This window comes from Hyalangium gracile (assembly GCF_020103725.1).
In the GTDB taxonomy this organism is placed as follows: domain Bacteria; phylum Myxococcota; class Myxococcia; order Myxococcales; family Myxococcaceae; genus Hyalangium; species Hyalangium gracile.
Window position 1 is genome coordinate 96,359 of sequence record NZ_JAHXBG010000014.1, and the last position, 26,837, is coordinate 123,195.

Below are 26,837 nucleotides of genomic sequence, written 5' to 3' on the forward strand. Positions count from 1 at the left end.
CGTGAGGCTCGGGTGATGAGGCCTCACTCCTGAGCAGGCTCGATCGGCGCGGGAGCCCTGCGCAGCCCTCGCACCAGGAGCCAGCCGTTCATCGCGATGATGAACACCAGCAGCAGCGCCACCGCCAGCCGTCCGAAGTCCTCTCCCGGCCGCTGGCCCTCGATCACGATCCACAGCCGGCCCTTCAGCGGCTGCACCTCTCCCTTCGAGCGCAGCAGCTCGAACGCATCGCCGTAGCGCGACGCCTCCTCCTCGGCCAGCAGCCGTCCCCTCACCGCGAAGGGACGCTGGTTCGGCGGTGGAGGCTTCCGCCCCGGAGCCCACTCCTCCCCCGGCAGCGAGGGGCGGCGCACCACGAACGGCGAGTCCTTGAGCCCCACCAGGACGAACACCGCACTCCCGTCCCGCTCGTAGGCGGCGTGGCTCGTGGGGATGCCGTGCAGCTGCACGTAGCGGTTGGAGACCAGCTCCTCGTAGCGGTAGTCGCCCTCGGCCCCCAGCGACAGCGGCGTACGGGACGAGAAGAAGTACTGGACCTCTCGCCACTGCATCGTGAAGAGCGCCGCCGCCACGCCGATGGCCACCAGCGACACCGGCGCCCTCAGCGGGCTGCGCGGCCGCCGGGCCTGCCGGGCCTCCAGCTCCGCGATGCGCCGCTCCCGCTCCTCCCGAACGAGCTGTTCTTCGGACATGAAAAAGCCCCGGGTTCCTCTCGAGGAGCCCGGGGCCAGCATGCGCCAGCGGCGCAGCGAGTGCTAGGCGGTGATGTTGAAGATCTTCTTCAGGTCCGACTCGATCTCTTCCTCGGAGCAGTCCTTGGCCAGCGACAGCTCCTTGATGAGCAGCGAGCGCGCCGTGTCCAGCATCTTGCGCTCACCGAACGAGAGGTCCTTGTCGCCCTTCAGGAGGTAGAGGTCGCGCAGCACCTCGGCGATCTCGAAGACGGAGCCCGTCTTGATCTTCTCCATGTACTCCCGGTAGCGACGGTTCCACGTCGTGGAGTCGACCGAGATGTCCTTCTCCTTGAGGATGGAGTAGACCTGCTTGACGTCCTCCTCGCTGATGATCTCTCGGAGGCCGACCGATCCCACCTTGTTGATCGGGATCATGATTCGCATCCCGTTCTCCAGGATGCGCAGCACGTAGAACGACTGGCGCTGCCCGGCAACCTCGGTGTGCTCGATGCCCATCACCTCGCCCACGCCCTGCCCCGGGTAAACCGCCTTGTCACCAGTCTTGAAGCTGGTCTGCACTCGTTACCGCCTCCTTGAATGATCCGGCTCCGGCCTACGGAAGCACGGCACTACTACCACAAACCACACCTCCCGGCAACATTTCCCACCGGGAGTTCTTGACCGTCCCTGAACCGTCAAACTACCGTGTCGGATTTCATGCGTGCTTCCCGCTGCTGTGGGTGGCACGCCGGGGATAGGACGGGCGGGGTGGGGTTGGATCGATATCTGTGGCGCGACCTTGGAGCGCGCCCTCTCTTCTTTCCTGCATTAGGCGTGATGCTGGGCGCGGCCGCGCACGCCGAGGGAACCGTCCCTCTCAGCGGGAAATTCCTGATCATCGCAGCTGTCTTGAGTGCGGCCGTGCTGGCGCTCGCTCGCCTGCCTGGTGCCCATCTGGCGCTGCTGCTCTCGCTGGGGCTGACGGGTGCCGGGCTCGCGGGGCTCGAGGCTCGGGTGGATGTACCGCCGGAGTTGGTCCGCGGCGGCACCGCCGTGCTCGAGGGCGAAGTCGAGAGAGTGGATCATTTCGAGGATTCCACGCGCCTGCAGCTCGCCGTGGCGCGGGCCGGGCTGAAAGCGGAATCCACGGTGGAGGCGCGCTTCCGCGCCAGTGTCTACCTGCGCGGTTCGCCGGAGCTGCTCCTGCCCGGACAACGCGTCCGGGTGGAGGCGAAGCTCCAACCCCTGGAGCCTCCCAGCAATCCGGGGGAGAAGAACTTCACGGCCATCCGCAAGCGGCAGGCGTTTGCCTTCTCCGGCAGCATCACGGCGGGGCGGGTGCTGGTGCTGTCCTCCGCGTCCGGGTGGCAGCGGTACATCGCGCGAACCCAGGCGGAGCTCTCGGCGGCGGTGCGGCGCGTGGCTCCCTCGGAGGATGCCGCGGCGTTCTTCCTCACGCTCGCCGCCGGGCAGCGTGCCGCGCTCGATGACGAGCTGGAGGAGGCGTTCTCTCGCAGCGGGCTGGCGCATGTCCTGAGCGTGAGCGGGCTGCACGTGGCGGCGCTGGCGCTGATGACGCTGGCGCTGCTGCGGCGGGTGCTCGTCCGCGGCGGTGGGCGCTTTCGCGGGCTGGAGGCACGCCGGGTGGCGGCTCCCGCGTCCGTGCCCTTCGTCTGGGCCTATGTCGTCTTCACGGGCAACCAGGCTCCGGCGGTGCGCTCGGCGGTGATGGCCACCGTGGTGCTCCTGGGTCTGGCGCTGTGGCGGCGAGCCGATGGCCTCAACAGCCTGTCCACCGCCGCCCTGGTGCTCGTCATCTGGAGCCCCTCCAGCGTCGTGGACCTGTCGCTGCAGCTCTCCTTCCTCGCCGTGCTGAGCCTCCTGCTGCTCACGCCCGCGTTCCGGGCGGCCCTCCCCATCGCACCGCCGGATCCCCAGGAGGAGCGGCTGCTGATGCGCTGGCTCGGCAAGGGACGGGAGACCATCCTCGAAACGCTCTGCGCGAGCGCTGCCGTGACACTGGCCAGTGTGCCCCTCGTCGCCAGCTCCTTCGGGCGCGCGAGCCTCGCGGGCTTCGTGTCCAACATCGTGTGCCTGCCCCTGTGCGGGCTGCTCACGGGCTTCGCCGCGGGCGGCGCGGCGCTCTTCACGGTCTCTCCGCTCCTGGCCACTCCGGTGCTTTGGGGCGGTGCCTGGGTATCCGAGCTGCTGCTGATCCTCACCCGCTTCTTCGCCGCGGTGCCGTTCGCCACGGTGAAGCTGCCGCTCTTCGGGCCCTGGCTCACGGCGCTGTTTGCCATCGGCCTCGCGACCTGGGGGCTCGGCGTCGGACGCTGGCGCCTCGGTGGGCTGCTCGCGCCCCTGGCCCTGGTGGCGGCCATGCTGGTGCCGGTGTTCGCGCCCCAGGCGCCCCTGCGCATCACCTTCCTCTCCGTGGGGCAGGGGGACTCCGTGGTCCTCAGTTCGCGAGGCCATCACGCGCTCGTGGACGGCGGCGGTGCACCCGGCGGCGCCGATACGGGCACCCGCTACGTCCTTCCCTTCCTGAACCACGAGCACATCGATCGGCTGGAGCTCGCCGTCCTGTCCCATCCCCACCCGGACCATGCGCTGGGGATGATCTCCACGCTGGGCCAGGTCCCCACGCAGCGACTGTGGCTGCCCGCGGGCACCACGGAGGGAGACCTGTCCCGGAAGCTCATCGCCGCGGCGGCGGGTGCGAAGGTCGAGGAGGTCCAGGTGGGCTGGCCCACCTTCACGCTGGGCGAGGCCACCCTGGAGGTGCTGGGCCCTCCCCTCCCCGAGGATCGCGAGCTGCTCGAGGGCGTGAACGATCGCAGCATCGTGGTGCTCGTGCGCCATGGCGCCGTCACCGTGTTGCTCACCGGAGACGTGGAGGAGGCCGGTGAGGAGATGCTGCTCGATCGCCTGGGGCCCGTGACGGTGCTCAAGGCGCCCCACCATGGCTCTCGAACGTCCTCCACCGAGCCTTTCCTGGAGCGGACCCGTCCCCGATACGTCGTCTTCTGCGTGGGGCGCCGCAACCGGTTCGGCTTTCCCCATCCGGAGATCTTCGAGCGCTACCGGGAGCGCGGCACGGAGTGCTTCCGCACGGATCTGGACGGCGCCGTCACCCTTGAGAGTGATGGCCGCGACGTCCGCCTGCACGGCTACCTGCCGCGTGAGGAGGGGCCTTCTGAACCCACCCTTGCCCCTGTCGCCCGTCATCCCCAGCCTTGAAGGGATGATCTCGGAAGATCTTGACCTAAGGCAGCTGACCCAGGACCTGAAGGCCGCGTTTGCTCACGCCGAGCCCGTCGGCTACCTCCGTGGCAAATCCTTGATGCGGGACATGCTCGTGGGGATGAAGGGCTTCTCCGAGCTCGAAGCCGAAGAGCTCATCGATACCCTCGAGCTGCGCGGCTTCCTCCGCTTCCTCGGCGACCCCTCCGAACGGTCCGTCGCGGACGCTCCGTGGGAGATCACTCCCCACGCGTAGCCATCCCGGCCCGCTCGCTACTCGAAGGTGAGCCAGCCGAAGCGCGGCAGGGCGTGGAAGTCCCCCACGAAGAGCGGGGAGAAGGCCTGGCCCTCCACGTCACGCCGGTTGAGGTGCTCCAGCCGGTACAGGTTGAAGCGCCAGCGGTCGCCCTTCTTCGGCGCCACGTTCGGCACCTCCGCCAGCCGCGCGAAGGGGATCTGCATCTCCACCGTCCAGCGCTCGTCGCGGTCCGACGGGTTGTCGAGCGTCCCGCGCACCTTCACCGCCGTCTTCATCCCCGAGTCCCAGCCCGTGTCCATGCCCTGGCGCCGCGCGGGGAAGTACGCGTCGAAGATGACGTTGTGCGGAGAGACCTGCAGCTCGTTGTAGGTCCGCCCATCCGCGTTGGCGTCGAGGAACACCTCCACCACCTCTTCGTTGTAGATGGGATCGTCCCGCTTGAGCAGCGTGCCCCAGATGTCCGGGTCCTCCGCGTCGAACGAGACGTAGAGGTTCGCGTCGTCGTAGGCCAGGCGCGCCTCGGTGCGCAGGTTGACGGCCCGGCCGTCGAAGCTGCCCTGCAGCACCACCGCCGTGGCCTCCTTCCACGCCTCGTCGTCGAGCACCCCGTCCAGCACCGGCGCCTTCTTCGCGCGGTGGGCCTTGTACTCGGGCAGCTCGGGCCCCGCGCCGAGCGTTGGCCCCAGCACCCGGTTCGAGCCGTCCTGGTGGCGCGAGTCGTCCACGGCAAGGCGCTCGTCCCCTCGCCAGAAGCCGAGCACCACCCGCGCCTCCGTGCCCGGCATCGGGACGGTGTGCGTGTCCTCGAGCACCTTGCCCACCGGCCAGGCCGAGAGTGGCGCCACGCCACCCTGGAACTCGTGGTCCGCGTTCATGAGCATCTGCCCGCTGGCCGGATCGATGATGTGGACGAAGAACTGGAAGTCCGGCGGCGGCGGGCGCACCGCCTGGAAGTAGTGAGCCAGCACCACCGGCTGCCCGGCCTTGGCCTGCGCCGGAGTGACTCGCGAGCCCAGGTACACCACCGCGCCGCCTCCCAGCGTGGCCCCGCTGCGGTACGTGAGCTCGGCCGGCGCGGCGTCCAGGGTGCGCAGCTGCGTCTGCTCGGCGGGAGGCAGGCGCTGGGTGCGTGGGCGTGGGCCGGCCTGCTCGTCCCGACAGGCCACGAGGGACAGGGTCAACGTCAACAGCGCAACGGCGAATGGGCGGAAGGGGCGCATCGGCGCGGCGAATCCTAGGGAGGTCTCCCGGCAAAGTCTCGGAATGGAGACGGGCCGTCCACGGACGTGGACTGTCCGCGGAGGAGGGGCGGGAGCTGCGCGGTCCTCTGCCCTTGAAAACCGCAGAGGCGGGATTCGGCATCGCGGTTGCTCTACGTCCGCGCATGCACTTCGAATTCGAGCACCTGGGGACGACGACGCCGTTCGAGCTCGCGGAAGGCCAGCACCTGCTTGGGGGCGGCCCCGAGGATCAGGTGAGGCTGGAAGCCCTGCCCCCGGGCTTCCTGACGCTGCGCATCGAAGGTTCCCGCCTGACCGTGGAGGCGGCGCGGACCTTCACCGTGAACGACGTGCTCGTTCCCCCGGGAGTGCCTCGGCTGGTGCTCCCGGGAGAGGTGGTGGGGTTGCCTGAGGAGATGCGCCTCAAGGTCCTCCAGCCGCCTGATGGCGGGACTCGCGGCGTGGGGACCGTGGCCGTGCTCAAGCACCTGCTCACCGAGCAGGCTGGCGAGCTCCCCTCCCGCGCCCCCACCCTCACCTGCCTCACCGGCCTGGACGTGGGCCGCACCTTCCCGCTGGCCGAGGCGAAGACGGACATCGGCCGGGGCACCCAGGTGGACTTCCGCCTGAGGGATCGCGCCGTGTCCCGCTCTCACGCCCGCATCCTCCGCGAGGGCTCCGCGTTCACGCTCGTGGACCTGGACAGCCCCAATGGCGTCTACCTCAACGGCCGGCGGCTCCAGGCCACCGCGCCGCTCGCCGAGGGCGATGTCATCGAGCTGGGGAAGACGCTCCTGCGCTTCCAGGCCGCGGTGGAGGAGCCTGCGGCGCCTGCTCCCGAGCCTGCCGCGCCTGCTGCTCCCTCCGAGTCCACCCCGCCCCCTTCCGAGGCTCAGGACGCGGCCCTGCCCTCGCCAGTGGAGCCGGCTCGGGTGAAGTCCCGCGCGGAGGGGTGGTTCATCGGGCTGGGCGTGGCGACGGCCCTCGGTGGGGTCCTCATCACCTACGCCCTGCTGAGCTGAGGGCTCACGAGGTCATCGGCCGGAGCCCGGCGCGCTCCACGAGCAGCGCCGCGAGCCTGCGGTGGTGCTGGAAGAAGCTGGTGAAGTGGACGAACCCGCCGCCGGTGTCCCGGATGGCGTACACCGTCACTGGCCCCGGCAGCACATCCACCTTGCGGATGTCCTCGAAGGTGTAGCGCCGCGTGCGCACCATGCCGCGGTAGGTGATGCCTCGCGCGTCCACCACGATGCGGGTGCGCGCGTAGTACGTCAGCGACACCGCGAAGAAGACCACGAAGAAGATCACCGCCAGGAACGTCTTGACGGGGACGTCGTCGAAGCGCAGCAGGTACACCAGGACCGTCACCCAGAGCACACCCGCGGCGGCCATCAATGCCGCGAGGACCCGTCGAGGACGAAAGATCTGCCGGCTGCCCGCTTTCGAAGTGCGCCCGTCCATGCAGACAAGCTAAGGCGGGGGTGTGACATCCGCCAGCCATCCGCAGGGAATACGGACTGCATATTCACCGCAGTCGCTCGGCATTCTGGCGAGCCTCGGCCTGGAGCTCCGGCCTCACGTCCTTGGCGGTAGACGTGGCGTAGCGCTGGTAATAGGCGCGCGCCTCGGCGTTGCGGCCGAGCATCCGGTAGGACTCTCCGAGCCCGTACAGGGGTGACGCCGAGTCCGGGGCCAGACGCAGCGCGTAGTCGTAGTCCACGGCGGCCTCGGCAAAGCGGCGCAGGCCGATGTAGGCGCTGCCCCGCGCCGTGTAGGCCACCGCCAGCGTCGGCTCGAGCAGGATCGTCTGCGTAAGGCTCTGCAGCGCGCCGGCGTAGTCGCGGGCATGGATGCGCTGGACGCCCTGCTCGTAGGCGCGACGGGCCTGGGCGCGCGTGGTGTCCGCCAGCGGCCCGAAGCCCGGGGCCACCCCCTGCGCCTGCGGAGAGCCCCCCTGCTGCGCGATGCGGCCCTGCGCCTTGGCCACGTTGTCCAGCGCGCTCTGGCGGATGGTGGCGTCCGGGGTGAGCTGCGCCACGCGGTTCCAGCGCTCCACGGCCTGCGAGTAGTACCCGAGCACCGCCAGCGCGTTGCCCAGCTTGAACAGCGCCTCCACGTTGCCAGGATCCGCGTGCGTGGCATCCAGGTAGGCGAAGGTCGCCTCGCGGTACCGACGCTCCTTCATCAGCGCGTCTCCATCCCGGACGCGGGTGATGGAGAGCGTCGAGTGGGGCGTGCCTCCCGGGGACAGTGTCCCCACATTGGAGGTGGCTGGAGCCACGGGGGCGGGAGCCAGGGTGGACGCGGCGGAGGTGACAGGCGCGGGGGTGGCAGCAGCGGGCGGAGCGCCAGCGGGGGCGCGCAGGGAGGCGACCTGCTCGCGAGCCCTGGCCACCCACTTCTGCTCGCTGGGCCGCTTCTCCTTGGCGATATAGGTCTCGTAGGCGGCGATGGCCGGGGCGGACTGGCCGAGCTGCCGGAGGCTCTCCCCGAGCCCGTAGAAGCCATCCGGATCATTCGGATCGAGCTGGGTGTAGCGCTCGTAGGCCCGCGCCGCGGTGGCGTAGTCCCCGGACTTGCGCGCGGCATAGCCGAGGTTGAACCAGGCCAGCTTGAGCTCCGGGTCGGCCTCGGTGGCGGACTTGAAGAGGGCGATGGCCTCGACGGACTGGCCCTTCTTGAAGAGCGCGCTGCCCAGCCCGTTGAGCGCCGGAGCCCAGTTCGGGGTGGCCTCCAGGGCCTTGCGGTAGGCCGCGGCGGCGTCATCCAGCTTGTTCGCCGCCAGCGCCTTCTCGCCGCGCTCGAAGGCCGCCTGCGCTGGAGCGGACGGCGTCGCCGCCCCCAGGAGCGCGGCAGTGAGACCGATGAGGATGCAGCGAACCACCATGGCAGCTCCCGGACGAGTCACTGGGGAGTGCCGTAGCAGAAAACCCCCTCGGCGCGCGAGGGGCTTCCCGCGCCTCAGCTGCGGAAGGGGTTCTGCAGCAGGACCGTCTCGCCCCGGTCCGCGCCCACGGAGATGCACGTCACCGGCACGCCGCTGATCTCCTCCACGCGGCGGACGTAGCGCTTGGCGTTCTCCGGCAGCTCGTCGAAGGTGCGCACCCCGGCGAGCTTCTCGTCCCAGCCCGGCAGCGTCTCGTAGACGGGCTTGACGCGGGCCAGGTCCTCGTAGTCGCCCGGCAGCTCGGTGACGCGCTGGCCATCCAGCTCATAGGCGTTGCAGAGCTGGAGCGACTTGATCCCCGAGAGCACGTCCATCTTCGTCAGGGCCAGGCTGCTCAGGCCGTTGACGCGCACCGCGTAGCGCAGCACCACGCCGTCCAGCCAACCACAGCGCCGCGGGCGGCCCGTGGTGGCGCCGTACTCGTCTCCCACCTTGCGCAGCTGGTCGCCCAGCGCGTCGGTGAGCTCGGTGGGGAACGGGCCGCCGCCCACGCGCGTGGTGTAGGCCTTGCTGATGCCCATCACCCGGTCGATCGTCGTGGGCCCCAGCCCCGAGCCCACCGCCGCGTTGCCCGCCACGCAGTTGGAGCTGGTGACGTACGGGTAGGTGCCGTGATCCACGTCCAGCAGCGTGCCCTGGGCGCCCTCGAAGAGGATGCGCGCGCCGCGAGCCACCTGCCCGGCCAGGAAGAGCGAGGCGTCCCCCACGTGGGGCCGCAGGCGCTCGCCCAGCGCGGAGAAGTCGGAGACGAGCTTGGCGGCCTCCAGCGTGGGCACCGGCTCGTTGGCCTGCCGGCACAGCTCGCGCAGCTCCTCGAGCGCCACGGGCAGCCGCTCGTCGATGCGCTTCCGCAGGCGCTCGGGCTGGAGCAGATCCCTCACGCGGATGCCCCGCCGGGCCACCTTGTCCTCGTACGCCGGGCCGATGCCCCGGCCCGTGGTGCCGATGGCGCTGCCGCCTCGGGCCTTCTCACGGAACGAGTCCAGCAGCTTGTGCCACGGGAAGATGACGTGTGCGTTGTCCGAGATGAGCAGGTGCGAGTCATCCTTGAGGAAGCCCCGCGTCTTCAGCGCGTCGATCTCCCCGACGAGCACCGCCGGGTCCACCACCACGCCATTGCCGATGACGCAGGTCTTCCCCGGATGCAGGATGCCCGAGGGAATCAGGTGCAGGACGGTCTTCTGGCCCCCCACCACCAGGGTATGGCCGGCGTTGTTGCCGCCCTGAAAACGCACCACGACCTGGGCATGCTCGGTGAGCAGGTCGACGACCTTGCCCTTGCCCTCATCTCCCCACTGCGCTCCCACCACGACGACGTTCGGCATGGCGTCGCCTTAGCACGCACCGGGGGAGGCGTGACAGTGTTCCGCGAAGCCACAATGCAGTGCCTGGCAGGTTGGCCTCTCCCGCCCCGGCCACTCCCTCCGCAGATCGCCCTGGACGAGGGCTCGCACGGCCTCTCCCAGCCGCCCGGTGGGCTCCTCCAGCCCTCCGGGAACAGTGAGGAACTCCGGCTCCGGGGCGGGCTCACCGAGGAAGACGATTCCTACCCGTACGGTCACGCCCTCGCGCACCAGGCGCCTGGCCGCGAGCCCGTGGACCACCAGCTCATGCGCGGCGGAGGCCACGCCCAGGGGGTGACGCTTCCCCGGCCTCCAGGCCACTACCCAGGCCTCCCCTTCGGGCGTCTCCCACAACAGGTCCAGCTCTCCGCTGACCGCCGTGCGACCCTTGCCTGCCCCCGCGGGCAGCTCCAGCACGAAGGACAGCTCCCGGTGGATGTTCGCGGCCGGACTCGAGGCCAGCCCGCGGGCGAACGCAGAGGCGAGGAAGCGCTCCACCATCCCCAGGGCCTCCTCCATGCCCTCTTCGTCGGGCATCCGCCCCATGTTCCGCAGCAGCTTCTCCAGGTGCGCGCGCCGCTCCGTCGCGGGGGCCTCCGCCACGCGCAGATCCACATCCCGGAGCAGCAGCGGGACGAGCTGCGCGGAGCCTCGGGTCTCCAGCCAGGACTCGGGCTCCACCCAGGGCGGCATGGCCCGCGCGGGCAGCTCCCACGGCCGAGGGCCGCACAGCCCGAGCTGGTGCACGTAGCGGTAGCGCCGGGGGCACGCCATGAAGTCCTGGAGCGCGGCGGCCGAGGCGACGGCTTCCTCCGGCTCGGGCAGGAACTCCCGGCCGCGGACACGCTGCACGGCGGCCTCCACGCGCTCCTCCGCCTCCACGAGCTCCTCCGCGCTCGGAGGCATCGGATCCGCGGGCGGAGGGAACGCCTCCACGTCCACGTCCAGCACCCGCTCCCGGAGCGCGGCGTCCACGCCCAGCCGCTCGTCGAGCATGTGCCACCAGGAGTCCGAGGCCCCCCGCTCCGCCGAGCCGGAGAGGATGAGCAGATCCCTGGCTCGGGTGAGCGCCACATAGAGGAGGCGGCGGTACTCGGCGAACTCCCGGGACTTGAGCTCCTCCTTCACCTGCTCGAAGCGCCGCGAGCGGAAGTCCTCCAGCCGGTCCGGGAGCCAGGGCCGCAGCGCGAGCCCGTGGGTGCGCTCGAAGTGGGCGCGAGCGCTCGTGGAGCGGCGCTTGCCTCCGAGCGCGGGCACCACCACCACCGGCCACTCGAGCCCCTTGGCGCGGTGGATGGTGAGGATCTGCACCGCGCGAGGATCTCCCGCGTCCAGCAGGTCCGCCTGGGCCTCGGTGGGATCCGAGTCGGCCAGCATCCGCAGCTCCCGAGCGAACGCCGTGCACCCGCCCGTCCCGCGCTCATCGCGCCGGCCCGCGAGCGCCAGCAGCTTGTCGATGTTGGCGCTGGCCTGCTCCGCGTAGGGCGTGCCCGCCATGGCCTCGCGATAGCCCGTCACCTCCAGCGCCACCTGGAGCAAGGCGCGCACGCCGAGCCGATCCCGCTCGCGCTTCAACGAAGGCAGTGCCGCGAGGAAGCGCTCCAGCCGGACCCGCTCCCGGGGAGGAAGCTCGCAGGCGGCCAGATCCTGCCGCACCACCCCCGCCAGCGTCAGCCCGTGCTTCTCGTCGTGCCGGGCCAGCCGGAAGAGCGACGCGTCCGACAGGCCCACCAGCGGCGAGCGCAGCACGGCGGTCAAGGCCAGCGTGTCCTCCGAGTCCGACAGCAGGGCCAGCAGCGAGGCCAGATCCAGCACCTCCTGCGCGCCGTAGAAGCCGCGCCCGCGCAGCACCCGGTGGGGAACGCCGTGACGGATGAGCGCCTGCCGATACACCTCGAGGTGGGTGAAGGTTCGCAGGAGGATGGCCACCTCCCCACCCCGAGCCGGGCGCAGGCGCTGTCCATCCTCGTCCATCACGCTGGGCGCCGCGCCCGGAGCGAGCATCACCCGCAGGCGCCGGGCCACCGCATCCGCATCCTTGTTGCGCGCCTCCGCCGTGGACTCCGCCTCCCCCAGGACCAGCCGCTCCACCGCGGCCTCCTCCGAGACGGAGCGCCGCACCGGCGAGAGATCATCCTCCGCCGGGACGTACTCCACCTCGTAGGGCCGAGGCGGCTGGCTCGTCACCAGCACGCCCGCGAAGGCGCGGTTGAAGAAGTCCAGCAGCGCCGGCACCGAGCGGCGGTTGTGGCGGAGGAAGTCCTTCGCTCCGCCCTCGGACTCGAGCTTGTTCGCCAGCAGCGTGAAGACGGAGACGTCCGCGCCGCGGAACTCGTAGATGGACTGCTTCCGGTCACCCACCGCGCACAGGAACGCGGGCTCCAGCGGGAGCACGGCCCGGAGCTCCTCGTCCGGACGCACCGTCCGGGGGCCGCCCTCGCGCCGCTCCGCGAGCAGGAGCACCAGCTCGAGCTGCAGGCGGTTGGTGTCCTGGAACTCGTCCACGAGCAGCGCGCCCATGCGCTCCTGCACCTGGCGGCGGAAGCCCGGGTGGTCGCGCAGCAGATCCCTCGCCTTCACCAGCAGGGCCGTGAAGTCGAAGACGTTGCGGCGGGCGAACTCGGTCTCGTGGCGCGCCTCCACCCGGCCGAGCAGCTCGCGGAAGGTGGCCTCGAAGGGCGCGGTCCTCCACGCGGCGTACCCATCCTCCAGCCGCAGCACCGAGCCGTCGCTCTTGCCGAACACCAGCCAGTACAGCGAGCGGATGGGCCCGGCGGCGCCCTTGCTCAGCCTCGCGAAGTTGCGGCCGTCCGCCAGGAACGCGGCCTTGAGCGAGGGCAGCCGATCCGCCTCGAAGAGGTTCTCCGGCGTCATGCCCTCCAGCGCCCGCTCGCAGGCGGCGCGCAGGCGGCTCCACTCGCCCTTGGCATCCAGCTCGCGTGCCGCCGCGCAGTGCCGCAGCCCCTCCTGGAAGAGCGCCTCCAGCTCCGCGCGGGCCTCCTCCGGATTCGAGAGGGCGGCGGAGGCCGCGCGCAGGCCTTCCTCGCGCAGTTTCGCGTAGACCTGCCGCAGCGAGGCCACGAGGCCATCCGAGAACCCCGTGCCCGAGAACGTCAGCTCCTGGCACAGCTCGCGGACATTCGCATCCTCGGCCTCCAGGGCATCCAGCACCACGCGCTCGCACACATCCAGCACCAGCCCGAGCGCCTCCAGCTCATCGAGCACCTCGAAGGCGGGATCGATGCCCAGCCCTGGTGGGGCGCGACGCAGGAGCTGGCCACAGAGCGAGTGGAAGGTGCCCACCGTGGCCGCGCCCAGCTCCTCGCGCAGCGCGCGCCACATGTCCTGCGAGGGGAACGGCCGCCCGAGCCGCTCCAGCGAGGCGCGCAGCTCCGGCTCCTGGGCCTCGCCCTGCGCCAGCGCATCGAGACGGGAGCGCGTCCGCGCGCGCATCTCCGCGGCGGCCTTGTCCGTGAACGTGAGCATGCACAGCCGCGAGGGCTTGAGCGGCGCGGCCGCCTCGCGCGCTCCCGCGAACAGGTGCAGCACCATCGTCACCAGGCTGTACGTCTTGCCCGCTCCGGCGCCCGCCATGAGCGCGAGGTTGCGCTCCAGCGCCAGGGGCGACACCGCACTCATGCGATCTCCTCCACCACCCTCCGCTCCGAGATGCGGCACACCGCGCGATAGCCGCACCCGCCACAGTCCTTCGGACGCATGCCGAACCTCCCCTCACGCGTCGCCTGCACCAGCCCCTCCACCGCGTTGGCCAGGTTGAGCCCGCCCTCCTCCGCCAGCTTCGAGCGCACCACCGGATCCGTGGACAACATGCCCTCGACCTCGGCCTCGGACAGCACCTCCGTCAGGCTGATCGTCGTCCCCGTGCGCAGCGAGAACCAGGCCGCGTTCCGCGCCTCCTTGTGGCCGCTGGCGCGCGCCGCGTACAGGTAGAGCGGGAGCTGGAAGTCCGAGGACAGCAGCCGCTCACGCAGCGCCCGCTTGTCCAGCCGGCCCGACTTGTAGTCGATGACGCCCACGTCACCCGCGCCCTTGTCCAGCCGGTCGATCTTCCCCTCGAAGTAGATGGCCTCCTTGCCCGCGTAGAGGAACACGTCCTGCCATGGATCCTCGTCCGCGCCGGGGCCGAACTTCAGCTCGAAGCCCTCGGGCATGTACTGCTCGAAGGGCAGGCCGCGCCGCTCGTCCGCCAGGATGCGCCTCACCATGGCGCGCGCGCGCTCCTTCGCCAGCTGCCAGAGCACCGGGTGCCCCACGTGGTAGCGCTCCTCGAAGGAGTGCACCGCCTCATCGAGCGCCTTCTTCAGCAGCTCCTCGGGGATCTCCTCCAGCCCCTTGCCCAGCAGCCCCTGCTCTCGGAGCTTCTTGAAGACCTCCTCCACCACGCGGTGCCAGAACGTCCCGCGTCCCCGCGCGTCGAACTCCTCGCCTGGAGACTCCGGCTCGGCCACCTTCAGCCCGTACGTGAGGAAGCCCTGGAAGCCGCAGTTGCCGAAGCGCGCCAGCGCCGAGGCCGACAGCGGCTTCGTGATGTCGAAGCGGAACGTCTCTCGCAACGCCTCCCGCAGCCCCGGACCATCCACCTCGCCCGTGTAGGGCCCCACTCGGGACGACGGGTTGCTGAAGAAGTGCAGGCGCTCGTACTCCACGTGCGCCAGCTCCTTCGCGGCGGAGAACCACTCCTCGCTCTCGAAGCGCCGCCGGAGAATCGCTCCCGCCACATCCGGCTCGGTGACGCGCAGCCGCGCGGGCGCCATCGTCTCCAGCGCCACCCGCTGCCGGAGCTCGGCCTCCGTGAGCACGTCGTCCAGCGGAGGCACCGCCATCAGCGAGCGCGCCTCCCACGTCATGCCCGTGAGCCGCCGCACCTCCTCCAGGAACGCGGAGGGCACCTGCTCCTGCCCACCCACGCCCGCCACCGCGTAGGACAGGCTCACCTGCCGCTCGGCCGCCACGAGCGCGCTCGCGAAGAGCAGCCGGTCCTCGGTGAGCCGCCACGGAGACCGGTCCTCGAACTCGCCACCGGTGAGGCGGAAGGCCTCCCGCCCCAGGCGCTTGTTGAGCTCGGCGCGGTCGGCATCTCCGAGCAGCGGGTTCGGCTCCTCGTGGCCAGGCAAGCGCCCCTCCGTCATGCCCGCGAGGAAGAGGTAGTCGAACGTCCTGCCGGGCAGCTCGCGGACATCGAGCACCTCCACGGCGCCCGAGTCCGGCCCACGGGCCGGCAGGTACGTGTCCCGCATCGCGTCCGCCAGCCAGCGTCCGAAGATGCGGCGCGACATCCTCGGGCCTCCCCCTACCCTCCTCAACGCCCGCTCCAGCTCTCCCACCCGGAGTCGCAGCGCGTGACGCGCGGCATCGTCCCGGGCCCGAGCCTCCAGCGCATGCGCGCTCAGCGAGCCCTCCACGCGAGGCTCCAGCGGACCTTCCGTGTCCTGCAGCCCGAGCTGCTTCACCACCCGCCACCAGGCCCCGAGCAGCTCCAACGCGCTCCCCGACTCGGGGATGCGGCGGCACCACTCCATCAGCCTCAGGCACCGCTCGCGCAGCACGCGCACGCCATGGGCATGCTCGTCCTTGGCCACCACCATCCGCCGCGCCAGCGCCTCCAGCCGCACGTCGTACGCGCCGCGCCCCTTCTGGGCCCCGAGCCGATCGTCCCGGATAGCGGCCAGCGTGAAGAGCGTCGCCGGTGCCTCCGGAGCCCCTCGGGACAGCGAGGGCGCGTAGCGGCTGGCCACCACCTCCGCTACCCGCCGGGCCGGGAAGGCATCCTCGACGAGCAGCGGCAAATCGAGCGCCAGCCGGACCGGCCCCGTCAGCGCGAGCGGCTCGCCCCACGGCAGGCGCACCGGCACCCCCAGCTCCTCGAGCGCCTCGGCCAGCCACCGCGCCTCCGCCCCGGGCTCGCGCCAGGCGACGGCGATGCGCCCCGGAGAGACACCCTCCGTCACGAGCCGGCGCACGTCCCGGGCCAGCTGCCGGGCCTCGTCCTGGGCCGTGCCCACGCTCCACATCCGCAGCGTGCCCGCGGCCGTGGCGGACAGGGCCCCGCGCTTCACCTGCGGCGAGAAGAGGTGCCGCCCCAGCTCGGACAGGGGGCGCTTCTCGAAGGTGAGGTCCGCCTTGAAGAGGTCCACGTGGCCCACGGTCTCACCGCGGCTCTCGAAGGCCCGGAAGAGCGCCGCCAGCGCCGCGTCCGCCACCGGGGAGCCCCCCACCGGCGTCTCCATGCGCAGGGAGATCCGCCGCGCCTCGCACACCATCGCCAGCGCGAGGAGCAGGCCCAGCCCGGAGGGGCGGACGTCATACACCCCGTGGATGACGATGGACTGCACGTCCTCCCAGGCCGCCGGCCACTGCCCGCGCCCGAGCGCCTCACGCGAGCCGCGCAGCACATCCTCGCGATCCGCGAGCCCCAGCTCGGCCATGCGGCGCTCATACGTGTCGTACAGGCCCGCGAGCACGCGCGCCTTGACCCGACGCTCTGGCGGGAGCGACTCGGAGGCATCCTGCAGTTCACGCGGGGTGAGCCGCCCGGCCTTCATGTCGAGCACGAGCTCCAGGGCGGCGCGCGCGAAGGCCGGCTCGCTGACGAAGTCTCCGAAGGGCGTGTCCGCCAGGCCCTGCGCCAGCGAGGCCATGAGGACGCGGCAGGTGGGGGCCGAGCAGGGGCGTCGATTGAGCTCGCCTGCTCCACCCAGGGCGTTGACGAACTCGTCCCACGTCAGCCAACCCGAGCCCAGCACGAGGCCGCGCTTTTCCCGTGCGGCGCGCAGCACTTGCTGGCGACGCTCTGCATCGGGGAAGACCTGGAGGGTGCGGCCGGGACGCGACATTCCGTAGGTGGAGTGTAGAACGTCCGAGGTGCCGGAGTTTATGCTTCCTTCCGTGCTGCCCTCTCCCTGTGTCCTGGCGGTCGCCACCCTGCTCGCTGCATCTCCCGTGCCTCCGGCTGCTCTCCCAGCGGCCGAGGGAGCTCCCGTCGTCCGGAACCTCCGGTTCGACTGGACCCGCGACAGTGTCATCACCGGTGTGGGTGCGGTCCTCTGGATAAGCAGCGAGGCCCTCTTCAAGGAGCAGCTGGCTCCGGAGCCGTGCCGCTGGTGTGACCGGAGCGCGGACGGCACGGACACGCTCAACGGGCTGGACAAGTGGGGGCGAGGCCTCGCCGGCACCACGGAGGTCCAGCGCAAGCGCGCGGACACCTGGAGCAACATCGTGGACTTCGGGCTGCTGCCCGTGGGGGTGCTGGGGGCGCAGTACGCGCTCGTTCAGGGGAACGGAGCGCCCCGGAGCGTCTTCTTCCAGGATGCGGGCATCATCGTCGAGACGGCCGTGCTGTCGGCCGTGCTCAACCAGACGGTGAAGTTCATCGTCGGCCGCGAGCGCCCCTTCGTCCACGTGCTGCCCGAGGACCAGAAGCTCCTCACGGCCCATCCGGACGACAACAACCTCTCCTTCTATAGCGGGCACACGAACCTGGCCTTCGCGCTCGTGGTCTCCGCAGGCACGGTGGCCGAGCTACGCGGCTACAAGCACCGCATGTGGATCTGGGTGGCGGGCCTGCCCCTGGCCACCAGCGTGGGCCTGCTACGCATGGCGGCGGACAAGCACTACCTCACCGACGTGGCCACGGGCGCGGTGCTGGGCACGGCGTTCGGCCTCGCGGTTCCACTGCTCCTGCACGGGCGCGTGGACGAGGCCCCGGGCGCGGTCTCCCTCCGTGTATCGGGAGGGCCTCGCGGCGCGGTGATCTCGGGCCGCTTCTAGCCGTCCTCGCGGGACACATTGCTCGGAGCCAGACCGCGCCGCAGGGAGGCAGGGCTTCATGACCAGCACTGTCGTTCCCGAAGTCAGACCACCGCCCCCTGAAGCTCCCAGCCCTCCCCCCCCACGCTCACGGCTGATCGAATGGTTCGTGGCTCGGCTGGACTCGCTGCTCTCGAAGGAGCTGCGCCAGGGCTCCCCCTCGGAGCTCGCACGCTACCGGGTGCTGGCCGGGGCCTGCGCCCTGGTGCTCCTGTTCAGCCTCGTGGTGGTCGTGATGTTCCCGCTCTCGCGGTTCACGCTCGCCGTGGGGGGTGTCAGCCTGGGCTATGTGGCGGCCCTGGTGCTTCTCCGGCGCGTCACCACGCACACGCTGCCCGCCATGCTCCTGTGCACGACGATGGCGTTCGGCAGCACCGTCATCATCTTCTCCACGGAGGATCTCCCCCAGATCGGCACGCACGCCACGCACATGCTGGTGCCCGCGCTCTCCGTGTACCTGCTGGGGCCTCGCCGGGGCTTCGTCCCCACCCTCATCATCTGCATCAGCAGCGGCGTGCTCTACCCCCTCTACCAGGCCCATGTCCGCGCGGGCCCTCTCGGAGTTCCGAGCCCGTTCTTCTGGCCCCTCTATGTGCTCGCCGTCATCTCCTTCATCGGCGCGTGGGCGCTGGACTCGCTCCACAGCGCCTCCCGAGACGCGGCGCAGACGTCTCTCGAGCAGGCGCTGACGACCCTCCGCGACAGCGAGGAAAAGCTCAGCAGCCTCATCGAGAGCACCGACGATCTGGTGGCCTCGCTCGACACCGAGGGGCGGCTGCTCGCGCTCAACTCCGCGATGAAGCAGGCCTTCGTCCGAGCCCAGGGCCGCGAGCCCACCTTGGGAGAGCCCTTCTTCTCCGAGTCGAATCCTCAGCTGCGCGCCACCTGGATGCCGCGTCTGGCCCTCGCGCTGGCAGGACAGCGCCAACGCTACGAGGAGCCCTACGCGCGCAACGAGACCGTGCTCACGTTCGACGTCAGCGTCAATCCCTCGCACGGCACGGGCGGCCGCATCACCGGCATGACGATCTTCGCCCGCGACATCACGTCGAGGAAGCAGGCCGAGGCCCGCCTGGGAGAGCTGCACCGGACGCTGGTCGATGTCTCCCGCCAGGCGGGCATGGCCGAGATCGCCACCGGCGTGCTCCACAACGTGGGCAACACCCTCAACAGCGTCAACGTCTCCACCTCGCTCGTCATCGATCTGCTGCGCAAGTCCCGCCTCTCGGGCCTGGGCAGGGCGACCAGCCTGATGCAGCAGCACGCGGCCCACCTCTCCTCCTTCCTCACCGAGGATCCTCGAGGACAGAAGCTGCCGGACTACCTCTCGGCCCTCTTCACCCAGCTCCAGCAGGAGCACGACGCCCTGCTCCAGGAGATGCACTCGCTGAGCACCAGCGTGGACCACATCAAGTCCATCGTCAGCATGCAGCAGAAGCACGCGCGCATCGCCGGAGCCGTGGAGGAGGTGCCCGTGCCGCAACTCATCGACGAGGCGCTGCGCCTGCATGCCTCCTCCTTCGAGCGCCTGAACATCCAGATCGAGCGCGACTACGCCGACACGCCCTCCCTCCTCGTCGATCGGCACCGGCTGCTGCAGATCCTCGTCAACCTGCTCAGCAACGCCCGAGATGCCTTGATGGCCAGCGATGTCCAGGACAAGCGCCTGCGCATCTCCGTCCACCCCGTCTCGGAAGGCGAAGCCCTGCGCATCCAGGTGACCGACAACGGCAGGGGCATCGCCCCGGAGCACATGCCCCGCATGTTCTCCCAGGGCTTCACGACGAAGAAGCAGGGCCACGGCTTCGGCCTGCACATCAGCGCCCTGTCCGCCATGGAGATGAAGGGGCAGCTCACCTGCTCCAGCCCCGGTCCGGGACAGGGCGCCACCTTCACGCTCGAGCTCCCCATGCGAGACACGGGGCGCTGAGCCCCGGGGACCGCGTCTCAGTCCGAGGAGCGCGTCGCACCACGAGCCCCCTCGCGACTCGCCTCGCGTGAGGCGTGTCTCGAGGCGAGCTGCTCCGCCGCGGGCTCGGCGAGCAGCGCCGCGCCGATGGCCCCCGACAGCTCGCCCAGCTCCGAGAGCCGCACGTCCGGGGGCCGCTGGGACACGAAGAGGTGGGGGTGCATCGCCTGGGAGATGCGCTCCACATAGGGCTGGCCCAGCCGCGTGCCCAGCCCTCCGCCGATGATCACCGCCTCCACGTCGATCAGGTTCACCGCCGAGGCGATCCCCGCCCCCAGCATCCGGACAGCCCGGGCGATGAGGCGCTCGGCCAGACCGTCCTCCTGCTTCAGCGCCCGCATCCAGATGCCGCTGGTGAGCCGCTCCTTGCCGTGCGTCTCCATCAGCTCGAACAGCTTCGTCTTCTCGCCACGGCTGACGGCCTTGCGCGCCTTGCGCTCCATCGCCCCCCGTCCCGCATACGCCTCCATGCAGCCCCGCCGGCCACAGGAGCAGCGCGCGCCTCCCCGGCGCACGACGATGTGGCCGATCTCCCCCGCCGCGCCACGCCCCGTCCAGCGCCTGCCGTCCAGGAAGAGGCCGCCGCCCACGCCCGTCCCCCACCACACCCCCAGCAGCGAGCGGTACGCCCGCCCTGCTCCCAGCCGCGCCTCGGCCGCCACCGCCACCTGCACGTCATTGCCCAGGAACACCGGCACCTTCACCTGCTTCGAGAGCGCCTCGGCCAGCGGATAGGGCCCGTCCCAGCCGGGGAGATTGCCCGCCTGCAGCAGCACGCCCGCCACCGGATCCACCGCGCCCGGTGCTCCCACCCCCACTCCCGCCAGGGCCGAGGGCTCCAGCTTCAGCATCTTCGCCGCGTCCTGCAGCGTGCCGAACAGCGCGTCGACGATGGCCGGAGGGCCTCCCTTCTGCGGAGTGACGCGGCGGGCCTGGCTCACCACGTTGCCCTCCTCGTCCAGCACCACGGCCTGGATCTTCGTCCCGCCCAGATCGAGCCCTCCAAACACCTGCTTCCTGCCGCCGCCTCGCATCAGGTCTCTCTCCTCGCCGTGGCCCGAGCGCTCCGGGCGACAGGCCCCCAATCAGCACTGCGTCCCGGGCCGCCGCGACGTTAACCTGCCCCCCGAGGCGCTCGGGGCGGTGAGCCCTCGCTGTCCACCGCCGGCTGTCAGATGCCTGACCTCGCCCCGCCTGGATTGAAGAGGACCCATCATGAGCAACCTGAGCTTCATCGAGATCGCCCGCCTCGTGGAGAGCAAGCAGGCCAGGGCCGCGGCGGAGCTGGCGCGGGAGTCACACCCCTTCGCCGAGGGCTGGCTGGCCTTCGGAGGCAAGGGCTCCTACGTGAACAAGGCCTGCGGGTTCGGGCTCGGGCGGGCCATCGCGGATGACGAGCTGGATGAGCTCGTCGAGTTCTTCACCTCGCGCGGCGTGGAGCCCCGGGTGGAGCTCAGCCCCTTCGTGCAGGCCTCCGTGCTCGAAGGGCTCGACCGGCGCGGGTTCGCGCTCCAGCGGTTCGGCAACGTCCTCGCCCGGCCGCTCTCCGCCGGCGAGGCGCTCCGGGCGAGCCTGCCCCGGGGCTGGCCGAAGGAGGTCACGGTCGAGCGCGTCGATCCCCGAGACGACGCCGCGGTCCGGGAGTACGTCGAGGTCTCCGAGAGCGGCTTCCTCGCCGAGGGAGAGCCACTGCCCACCGAGTTCCTGGAGCTCGGCATCAAGGCCGTGCGAAGGCCGGTGCAGGACGCGTATGTGGCGCGCATCCGTGGCGAGGCCGTCGGCGCCGGAGGCTGCGAGTCCAGTGACGGCGTCACGGCCCTGTTCGGCACCTCGGTGAAGCCGGCCTTTCGCGGGCGAGGCATCCAGCAGGCGCTCATCGTCGCGCGGCTGGAGCGAGGGCTGGAGCGAGGCAGTCGGCTGGCCGTCATCATCTCGGGGCCAGGCATTCCTACCGAGCGGAACGCGGCGCGCCTGGGCTTCTTCATGGCCTACTCCCGCGTCTGCCTGGTGCTGCACGGCGAGGGCCTCACCCCGTCCAGCTAGGCGGCCATGTGGGGAGCAGGGCCACAGCCCTGAGCCCGCTCTCGAAGACTGGGAAAAGCAGATTCTCAGGGACTCCCCTTGAGTCCTACCAAACGCCTCCCGTACAGTGATCTCCACTTTTGCTGCTGAGGATGTGCCCAACCAGCGCAGAAGCCACCGGCCTGCTGGCCTGCTCGGGGGTTGTCGATGATCAACAAGAAGGTGCTTGGTGGCGTAGTCGGGGCTGTCGTTGCACTGAGCGCACTGCCAGCGCTCGCGCAGAGCCGCACTCCCTGGCAGATGCACAACGGGAACGAGGTGACGGCCTCCAACCCGCTGGGCCTGCTCAAGTTCAACTGCTCGCCCTCGCGGCACGGTGACATCTGCGAGTACGACGTGGCCAGCGTCCCGGCCGCCTCGGATCCGGACTGGGTGGCCGCGCCCAACGGCGAGACGATCGCATTTTCCGTCTACCCCTCGCGTGTGTGTCAGGCGCCGAATACCTGCATGGGCTACGGCGACTTCACCTACTTCCAGACCTTCGTGAACGTGCCCTCGAACGTGGCGGTGACGACGTTCACCATCACCTTCAACGGCATGGACGACGGCTCGCGGGTGACGATCTACAACTCGGCGCACCCCGGCGGCCTCGTCATCCCCGGCAGCTACGTGTACCTGGGCGGCTCGGGCACCGCCAACCTGGCGGCCTACGTGAAGTCGGGCGAGAACAACCGCGTGGTCATCACCCAGGTGGATGACTGCTGCATCGAGAACCACCTGCAGAGCGCGAAGGTGGTGCTCAACGGCGAGGTGGTGGACACCGCCTGCAGCACCTCGGCGGACTGCGAGGACGGCGATCCGTGCACCTCGGACGTGTGCCACACCGACGGCTCCTGCAGCCACCCGGCGCTGGCGTGCGTGAACAGCCAGGTGTGCGGCAACCCGAACCTGAACGCCAACACCTCCACGGCCAACTACAGCTCCGCCGCGTGCACGCCGAACCCCTCCGGCGAGCCCACCCTGCTGGCCAACGGCAGCCTGGACATGGTGCTGGAGTGCGGCGAGACGACCTGGGTGGATCCGGGCGCCGAGGCGTTCGACGCCACCTGCGCGCCCATCACGGTGCACTACTACAACTCGGGCCATGACGCGTACGGCCCCGGGCCGGCCACCTGCGCCGAGGGCCTCTACTACGTGCAGTACATCGCCTGGGACGCCATGGGTAAGACGGTCAGCGCCATCCGCAACGTGACGGTGAACGACACCAAGGCGCCCACGCTCACGCTCAAGGGCCCCACGCACATGGTCCACCAGTGCGGCTCGCAGTGGGTGGATCCGGGTTGGGCCGCCTTCGACACCTGCTACGGCGACATCACCCCCGAGGTCCACTGGACGGGCTTCCCGAACGCCTGGGTCGAGGGTGTCTACACGGTCACCTACACGCTGACGGACAGCGGCGGCAACAGCGCCGCGCCGCTCACCCGCACGGTGGAAGTGGTCAACTGCCCCTGGTAGTCGGCCCGCCGCACCGCGGCACTTGAACAGCACGGGGCCGGGCGAGCCAACGAGGGCCGCCCGGCCCTTCTGTTTTCGCGTGGAAGGCATGTGGGGAGCCGAGCCCATTGACTTGATCCAGCCCTCGGTGTCCCGCTGCGGGACATGGCCCCGGCCCGCCGCCATGTCCGCCCACCTCGCCCCGCCCCGAGCCCCTCCCGTCCGGAGCGGGCCTCGCGGGGTGCGCTCCTGCGCGTGCGGTGGCTCGCGGCGCTCGTGCTCGGGCTCGGCCTGGCCTGGGAGGCCTCGGCGCTGGACCCGGACAAAGCCCTGATCCAGTTCCCCCACCGCGCATGGCAGACGGCGGACGGGCTGCCCCAGAACAGCGTCCTGAACCTGGCGCAGACACCGGATGGCTACCTCTGGGGCGGCACCTGGGAAGGCCTGGTGCGCTTCGACGGAGTGCGCTTCACCACCTACGACAAGACGAACACCCCGGCCCTCCCCGGCCGCTCGGTCCGCGGGCTGACGACGGGCCCGGACGGCACGCTGTGGATCGCAATGACCGAGGGCATCGCGGGCTGGCGCCAGGGCGCCTTCTTCCCGGTCGTGCCACCTCCCGGGACGCTCCTGGCCGAGCCCCGGGATCTGCTGGCGGCACGGGACGGAAGCCTCTGGATCGCCACCTACGGCTTCGGCGTCTCGCGGATGTTCCAGGGCCGGTTCCAGACCTGGAGAGCCGCCGACGGGCTTGGCAGCGACAAGGTCGTCGCGCTCGCCGATGACGCGGCGGGCGCCATCTGGGCGGGCAGCGACAGCGGACTGCAGCGGTGGAATGGAAGGAGCTGGGAGGCCCCCATCTCCTTCGAGGGCCAGGAGCGAGTGTCGGTGCAGTCGCTGATGCGGGCCCCGGACGGCACGCTCTGGGCCGGCACCGAGAAGGGCGACGTCTATCGCCTCGAGGGTGGGAGCATGCGGCGGGTGCCCGAGGCGAGCATTCCGGGGGCGCCGGTCGTCTCGATTTTGGTGGACCGCGCGGGCAGCCTCTGGGTCGGCAGCCTGGGGCTGGGAGTGGTCCGACTGGCCGGCGGTCGGCGCTCGGTGCTGGACTCGAAGAACTCGCTGGCGGGCGACCAGGTGAGCGATCTGCTCGAGGACGCCGAGGGCAACCTCTGGATCGGCACCGATGCCCGGGGCCTGCATCGGCTCAAGGATGCGCCCTTCACCTCCTACGGGGCTCCGGAGGGCCTGGCGAGCGAGATGGTGCTGACCATCCGCGAGACGCGGGACGGCAGCATCTGGTTCGGCATGGTGGGCGGCGGCGTCACCCGCCTGCGCGACGGGAAGATGACGTCCTGGTCGGAGCGGGACGGGCTCATCCTGGACCGCGTCCGCGCCATCGCGGAGGGCCCCGACGGCAGCGTCTGGCTCGGGACGCGGGACGGGCTCAGCCGCTGGCAGGCCGGCAGGTTCACCTCCTATGGCACCGCCCAGGGGCTGAGCGACACGCGGGCCTACCTGCTCGACGTGGACACCCAGGGCACGCTCTGGGTGGGCACTCCGACCGGGCTCACCCGCTGGACCGGAGAGCGCTTCGAGCCGTTCACTCCGCGCGGAGGCCTGCCCGGCCAGAACCTCTCCGCGCTGCTCGCCAGCGCGCGGGGCGGCCTCTGGGTGGGCACCAACGGCGGCGGACTGGCCCGCCTCCGTGACGGGCAGAGCACCGTGCTGGCACCCGAGGGCGGTCAGCTGAACAGCCGCATCATGGCGCTCCACGAGGACGAGGCCGGCACGCTCTGGGCAGGCACCAACGACGGCCTCTTCCGGTGGAAGGACGGCCACGTCCACCGCTTCTCGGTGGCGGAGGGGCTCTTCGACAACCGCATCTTCCAGATCCTCCCCGATGAGCGCGGCCACCTGTGGATGAGCAGCAACAAGGGCATCTCCCGCGTGGCCGTGAAGGACCTGGAGGCCGTGGCCGACGGCCGCCTCCCGCGCGTCACCGCCCGCGTCTACGGCGCGGAGGATGGGATGCGCTCGGAGGAGTGCAACGCGCTCGGCTCTCCCGCAGGGTGGAGGGACCACAACGGCCGGCTCTGGTTCCCCACCATCCGAGGCGCCGTGGCCTACACGCCGGGCCCCGAGGCCACGCGTGCGCCCCCACCTCCCGTGACCATCGAGGAGCTCCGGGTGGACGACCGGACCATCCCCCGCTCGGAGCTGGACCACATCCCCCGAGGCGAGGGCAAGGTCGAGTTCCACTACACCTCCGCTGGCCTGCGCGCTCCGCAGCAGCTCCACTTCCGCTACCAGCTGGAGGGCGTGGACACGGACTGGGTGCAGGCCGGCCCCCGGCGCGAGGCCTACTACACGCGCCTGCCGCCCGGCAGCTACCGGTTCCGCGTGGCCGCCGAGTACCTGGACGGCGGAGGCGCCGCCCCCGGCGCGGAGCTGACGTTCTACCTGAAGCCCCGCCTCCACCAGACGTGGGCGTTCCGGGTGGCGTGCGCGCTGCTCGCCGTGCTGCTGGTGGCCGGCGGCGTGTGGCTGCGCCTGCACCAGGCCCGCGGGCGCGAGCAGGAGCTGCAGGCCCGCGTCGATCAGCGCACCGCCGAGCTGGCCACCGTCAATGCCGACCTGCAGGTCCGGCTCCAGGAGCTGCAGTCCACCCGCGAGCAGCTCGTCCACGCGGAGAAGATGGCGGCGGTGGGCACCCTGGCCGCGGGCGTGGGGCACGAGCTCAACAACCCCCTGGCCTTCATCATCTCCAACCTCCACTTCGTGGCCGGGGAGGTGCGCGACTCCGGCGTGCAGGCCGCGGATCCCCCGCGCTGGAAGGAGGTGCAGCAGGCGCTCTCGGACACGCTGCAGGGCACCGAGCGCATGCGCCGCATCATCCAGGATCTCAAGACGTTCTCCCGCGCGAAGCCGCGGCAGCTGAAGCCCGTGGAGCTGCACACGGTGCTGGATCTGGCGATCACCATGGCGGACGTGGAGATCCGCCACCGCGCCCGCAGGGTGAAGGACTACGGCACGCCGCCCATCGTGCTTGGGGACGAGACCCAGCTGGGCCAGGTGTTCCTCAACCTGCTGATCAACGCCGCCCAGGCCCTGCCCCAAGGCCAGGTGGATCGGCACGAGATCCGCGTCACCACCCGGAAGGACGAGCGCGGCCATGCGGTGGTGGCGGTGAGCGACACCGGCCAGGGCATCCCTCCCGAAGTCCTCCCCCGCATCTTCGAGCCCTTCTTCACCACCAAGCCGGTGGGCGTGGGCACCGGGCTGGGGCTCGCCCTCTGTCACTCGTACGTCCACGACATGGGCGGAGAGATCCGCGTGCGCAGCGAGCTGGGACGCGGCACCACGTTCGAGGTCTGCCTGCCTCCGGCGCCCCGGCACCTGCTGGGCGTCCCTTCCACCGAGCCCGGGTCCACGAGCTCGCCCTCCGGGCCGATGAGCCGGCTGATGGTCATCGACAACGAGCCCCTCATCCTCACCGCCCTCTCGCGCACGCTCGCGCCCGAGCACGAGGTAGTGCCCTTCACCAGCGCGCGCCAGGCCCTGGAGCGGCTCCGAGCCGGAGAGCACTTCGAGCTCATCCTCTGCGATCTGATGATGCCGGACATGACGGGCATGGAGCTGTACGACACGCTGGTCCGCGAGATGCCCCGGCTGGCCGAGTGCCTGGTCTTCCTGACCGGCGTCGCCTTCACCGAGGGCGCGCGCGCGTTCCTGGATCGCACGCACCTGCCCTGCCTGGAGAAGCCCTTCGAGCCCGAGGCGCTGCGCACCCGCATCCGCGAGCTGCTCATCCAGCGAGCGCACCCCGCGGCCTGAGC

17 protein-coding genes are annotated in these 26,837 nt (G+C 70.8%); 8 read left to right on the forward strand and 9 right to left on the reverse strand.

What is annotated here, in order from left to right:
• Nucleotides 1–23: 23 nt before the first annotated feature.
• Nucleotides 24–692 (reverse strand): hypothetical protein, encoded by a 669-nt coding sequence (locus KY572_RS27065; RefSeq protein ID WP_224245869.1) that lies wholly within the window; start codon nt 690–692, stop codon nt 24–26.
• Between the two features lie 63 nt (nt 693–755).
• Entirely contained in the window at nt 756–1,253 is a 498-nt protein-coding gene (locus tag KY572_RS27070) for a CarD family transcriptional regulator (RefSeq protein ID WP_044193521.1), read from the reverse strand.
• Nucleotides 1,254–1,595: 342 nt separating this feature from the next.
• On the opposite strand from KY572_RS27070, the gene KY572_RS27075 reads away from it, so the two are divergent.
• Both KY572_RS27075 and KY572_RS27080 read left to right on the forward strand, forming a co-directional pair.
• Nucleotides 1,596–3,914 carry a DNA internalization-related competence protein ComEC/Rec2 gene (locus tag KY572_RS27075; protein WP_317987906.1) on the forward strand — a complete coding sequence of 773 codons (2,319 nt, stop codon included), beginning with the start codon at nt 1,596–1,598 and terminating at the stop codon, nt 3,912–3,914.
• Nucleotides 3,915–3,918: 4 nt separating this feature from the next.
• Nucleotides 3,919–4,173, forward strand: a complete 255-nt coding sequence (locus KY572_RS27080) for a hypothetical protein (RefSeq protein ID WP_224245870.1) — start codon at nt 3,919–3,921, stop codon at nt 4,171–4,173.
• Nucleotides 4,174–4,190: 17 nt separating this feature from the next.
• Here KY572_RS27080 and KY572_RS27085 read toward each other — a convergent pair whose 3' ends face one another.
• On the reverse strand, nt 4,191–5,396 hold the full coding sequence (locus tag KY572_RS27085; protein ID WP_224245871.1) for a carbohydrate-binding family 9-like protein: 1,206 nt from the start codon (nt 5,394–5,396) through the stop codon (nt 4,191–4,193).
• A gap of 164 nt (nt 5,397–5,560) precedes the next feature.
• Here KY572_RS27085 and KY572_RS27090 point away from each other — a divergent pair, with 164 nt between their 5' ends.
• Nucleotides 5,561–6,418 (forward strand): FHA domain-containing protein, encoded by an 858-nt coding sequence (locus KY572_RS27090; protein WP_224245872.1) that lies wholly within the window; start codon nt 5,561–5,563, stop codon nt 6,416–6,418.
• 4 nt (nt 6,419–6,422) lie between these two features.
• On the opposite strand, the gene KY572_RS27095 is transcribed toward KY572_RS27090, so the two are convergent.
• The 5 genes from KY572_RS27095 to KY572_RS27115 form a co-directional block, all read right to left on the reverse strand.
• Nucleotides 6,423–6,788: a PH domain-containing protein gene (locus KY572_RS27095; protein WP_407660002.1), complete on the reverse strand. Its 366-nt coding sequence runs from the start codon at nt 6,786–6,788 to the stop codon at nt 6,423–6,425.
• Nucleotides 6,789–6,921: 133 nt separating this feature from the next.
• Nucleotides 6,922–8,283, reverse strand: a complete 1,362-nt coding sequence (locus KY572_RS27100) for a tetratricopeptide repeat protein (protein WP_224245874.1) — start codon at nt 8,281–8,283, stop codon at nt 6,922–6,924.
• 74 nt (nt 8,284–8,357) lie between these two features.
• Nucleotides 8,358–9,668: an adenylosuccinate synthase gene (locus tag KY572_RS27105; protein ID WP_224245875.1), complete on the reverse strand. Its 1,311-nt coding sequence runs from the start codon at nt 9,666–9,668 to the stop codon at nt 8,358–8,360.
• Between the two features lie 9 nt (nt 9,669–9,677).
• Nucleotides 9,678–13,325 carry a UvrD-helicase domain-containing protein gene (locus KY572_RS27110; RefSeq protein WP_224245876.1) on the reverse strand — a complete coding sequence of 1,216 codons (3,648 nt, stop codon included), beginning with the start codon at nt 13,323–13,325 and terminating at the stop codon, nt 9,678–9,680.
• Entirely contained in the window at nt 13,322–16,540 is a 3,219-nt protein-coding gene (locus KY572_RS27115; RefSeq protein WP_224245877.1) for a PD-(D/E)XK nuclease family protein, read from the reverse strand. Before KY572_RS27115 ends, KY572_RS27110 begins: the two co-directional genes overlap by 4 nt.
• Nucleotides 16,541–16,580: 40 nt before the next feature.
• Between KY572_RS27115 and KY572_RS27120 the strand changes: the two genes are divergently transcribed.
• Together KY572_RS27120 and KY572_RS27125 are read left to right on the forward strand one after the other, a co-directional pair.
• Nucleotides 16,581–17,474: a phosphatase PAP2 family protein gene (locus KY572_RS27120; RefSeq protein ID WP_224245878.1), complete on the forward strand. Its 894-nt coding sequence runs from the start codon at nt 16,581–16,583 to the stop codon at nt 17,472–17,474.
• 148 nt (nt 17,475–17,622) lie between these two features.
• On the forward strand, nt 17,623–19,443 hold the full coding sequence (locus KY572_RS27125; RefSeq protein WP_224245879.1) for an ATP-binding protein: 1,821 nt from the start codon (nt 17,623–17,625) through the stop codon (nt 19,441–19,443).
• Between the two features lie 17 nt (nt 19,444–19,460).
• On the opposite strand, the gene KY572_RS27130 is transcribed toward KY572_RS27125, so the two are convergent.
• Complete coding sequence (locus KY572_RS27130) at nt 19,461–20,516, reverse strand: ROK family protein (RefSeq protein ID WP_224245880.1); 1,056 nt, start codon at nt 20,514–20,516, stop codon at nt 19,461–19,463.
• Nucleotides 20,517–20,697: 181 nt separating this feature from the next.
• Here KY572_RS27130 and KY572_RS27135 point away from each other — a divergent pair, with 181 nt between their 5' ends.
• The 3 genes from KY572_RS27135 to KY572_RS27145 all read left to right on the forward strand — a co-directional run bounded on the left by KY572_RS27135 (nt 20,698) and on the right by KY572_RS27145 (nt 26,835).
• Nucleotides 20,698–21,525 (forward strand): GNAT family N-acetyltransferase, encoded by an 828-nt coding sequence (locus KY572_RS27135; RefSeq protein ID WP_224245881.1) that lies wholly within the window; start codon nt 20,698–20,700, stop codon nt 21,523–21,525.
• Nucleotides 21,526–21,711: 186 nt separating this feature from the next.
• A complete protein-coding gene (locus tag KY572_RS27140; protein ID WP_224245882.1) occupies nt 21,712–23,019 on the forward strand; it encodes a DUF5011 domain-containing protein in 1,308 nt (435 codons plus the stop codon).
• Between the two features lie 234 nt (nt 23,020–23,253).
• Entirely contained in the window at nt 23,254–26,835 is a 3,582-nt protein-coding gene (locus KY572_RS27145) for a two-component regulator propeller domain-containing protein (RefSeq protein ID WP_224245883.1), read from the forward strand.
• Nucleotides 26,836–26,837: the final 2 nt, after the last annotated feature.